Origin of the sequence: Pseudomonas sp. SIMBA_068, assembly GCF_046534705.1 — a bacterium.
GTDB classification, from domain to species: domain Bacteria; phylum Pseudomonadota; class Gammaproteobacteria; order Pseudomonadales; family Pseudomonadaceae; genus Aquipseudomonas; species Aquipseudomonas putida.
The window spans coordinates 1-259 of sequence record NZ_JAWRYI010000882.1; the positions used below are offsets into that span (position 1 = coordinate 1).

Sequence of the window (259 nt, forward strand, 5' to 3'; positions counted from 1 at the left end):
GCGACATGTCGCTCAGCCACCCGCGGTGCGTGTACAACCTGCTCAAGCAGCATGTCAGCCGCTACACGCCGGAGCGGGTCAACGAGTTGTGCGGAACGCCCAAGGACGATTTCCTGCAGATTTGCGAGATCCTTGCCAGCACCAGCGCACCGGACAAGACTGCGACCTTCCTCTATGCCCTGGGCTGGACCCACCACACCACGGGCGCCCAGATGATCCGCGGTTCGGGCATGATCCAGCTGCTGCTGGGCAATATCGG

The 259-nt window shown here is 62.9% G+C and carries 1 protein-coding gene; it reads left to right on the forward strand.

Features of this window, described 5'->3' with window-relative positions; translation table 11 throughout:
• Positions 1-259 (forward strand): hypothetical protein (locus tag SB756_RS31900; RefSeq protein ID WP_410913478.1); only part of this gene is annotated, 259 nt, incomplete at both ends.